This is a genomic window from Bradyrhizobium sp. (genome assembly GCF_049581145.1).
Lineage (GTDB): Bacteria > Pseudomonadota > Alphaproteobacteria > Rhizobiales > Xanthobacteraceae > Bradyrhizobium.
This window is the reverse complement of record NZ_JBAURI010000581.1, coordinates 1-1,903: the sequence shown is the minus strand read 5'-3', so window position 1 is coordinate 1,903 and position 1,903 is coordinate 1. Positions and strand designations below refer to the sequence as shown.

3 protein-coding genes are annotated in these 1,903 nt (G+C 65.1%); all 3 read left to right on the top strand.

What is annotated here, in order from left to right:
- Positions 1-87 precede the first annotated feature (87 nt).
- Positions 88-1,152 carry a PilN domain-containing protein gene (locus WCB02_RS19260; RefSeq protein ID WP_423960450.1) on the top strand — a complete coding sequence of 355 codons (1,065 nt, stop codon included), beginning with the start codon at positions 88-90 and terminating at the stop codon, positions 1,150-1,152.
- A 14-nt stretch (positions 1,153-1,166) separates the two neighbouring features.
- Entirely contained in the window at positions 1,167-1,709 is a 543-nt protein-coding gene (gene gspM, locus WCB02_RS19255; protein WP_423960448.1) for a type II secretion system protein GspM, read from the top strand.
- On the top strand, positions 1,709-1,903 hold a 195-nt coding region (locus tag WCB02_RS19250; protein ID WP_423960446.1), incomplete at its 3' end, for a hypothetical protein. The genes gspM and WCB02_RS19250, both read left to right, overlap by 1 nt.

The window sequence follows — 1,903 nt, the reverse complement described above, 5'->3', positions numbered from 1 at the left end:
CCGCGATGACGAGCCCTATCAGGTTTTGTCATGGCAGGATAATGTGACGGTCCGCCGCCGACTGTCAGGGGAAACGTGACCGCCATGATGTCGGAACTGAAAAACCTGTTCGAGACATGGATCGCAGCCGTTGCCGTCGCGGTTCACGCCGTCATGGAGCGGATCGTGCAGCGGCGGCGCATCCTCTTCACGGAAGGCGACGCCAACAGCTTCACGGCCAGCCTTGTGTCTGCAAAGGGGGCGAGCCTGCCGGAGACGTCGTTCCGACTGCTACATGGCTGGCCCGAGCCTGCGCTGGACCCGCAGTGGTTGGCCGCACTGCGCGGTAGTCGGATCGACATCGTGCTGCGACCGGATCGGGTGCTGTTCCGCGAGGTTGATTTTCCGAGGCAGGCCGCCGATTTTCTCGATGGTATGATCCGGGCCCAGATCGATCGCTTGACGCCGTGGACCGCGGGCGAGGCCGTATTCGGCATGACACCACCGTCGCCGGTCGCGAACGAGCGGATCGCATTCACCCTCGCGGCAACCTCGAGCCAGAAGATCCAGCCGCTGCTCAAGCTTGCGACCGACCTCGGGGCAGCGTCGGTCGCGGGCCTGGTCGAAGTGCCGGAAGCCGCGCAGGCGGTGCAGCCGGTCAAACTGTTCGACAGGACCCTTTCGAGCGCGACCGGCCGTATCACGGATGTGCCGCGGCTGTTGCGCTTGTCACTGCTTGGCGCGGCCGTTGCGGCGGTAGCGGTGCTTGCGATTTCCGCCTATGTCGGCAGCGCGCTCGACGCCGAGCAGCAGGATCTGCAGCATCGGATTGCGCAGCGTCGCGCGGCGCTGCGCATCAGCCAACCGATCGGATCGGCAGAGACGCTGCTCGCCAAGCGCAAGCAAACCTCACCATCGAGCGTCATGGTGCTCGAGGCGATCTCCCGGGCGCTGCCCGACACCACCTATGTGACCGAGTTGAGGGTCGAGGCTGACAAGATGCAGGTCGTCGGCCTGACGCATGACGCGCCATCGCTGATCCGGCTCCTGGAGCAATCGCCGCAGTTTACGCGTGCCACCTTCTTCGCGCCGACCACGCGAGCGCCGAATGATCCGGGCGAGCAGTTCCATATCGAAGCGCACATCACGCCATATTTCGGGTCGGGGTCATGAATCAGGTCGCGACGTTGCAAAGACTCCTGGCCAAGCCACCGTTGGCGGCGATGGCCTATTTCGTCGTGATGAGCTTGTCGTTGTTCGAGATCGGCAGCGCCTTGGTGGATGTTCTCGGCCGGCGCGCCGATGTCGCGGCGTCCGCGGCCATGCTCGAGCAGTTCGACGGCCGCAGGGCCTCCGCGGCCAGCGGCCAAGGGGCAGCCCTCGGCGGTCCATCAGGTTCGCCGTTTCTGCAGGGTGCGACCGTCACGGTCGCCGGCGCGGTACTGCTGCAGCGCGTGACCGGCGCGGTGACGAAGTTCGGCGGCAGTGTGCTGTCATCGCAGGTCGATCTCAATGGCGCGCAATCCAAGGCCGGCTTTCTCACAATCATCGCGAGCTGCGAGATCGACCAGCCCGGTTTGCAGCAGCTGCTCTACGATATAGAGGCTGGCATGCCGTTCCTGTTCATCGATCAACTGGCCGTGCAGGCGACCGGCGGCTTCGGATCTTCGAGTGACAGCAAGCTGCGTATCCTGCTCACGGTGTCCGGGCAGTGGCGGGGAGCGACATGATGGCAGGCAAAGCGATTCCGCGTCTCTGCATCCCGCTCGCCTTGTTGCTGGTCTCCGCGTTCAGCGTTCCGGCTTCAACCTTGGCGTTGCCGGAGGATAGTCCGGACAACGACGTTCGGGCGTCGCGTCAGGCCGAGGGCCTCCCGGCGTCATCACTCTGGGAACAACCGGCCACGCCCGCGCCCGTGGTGGCC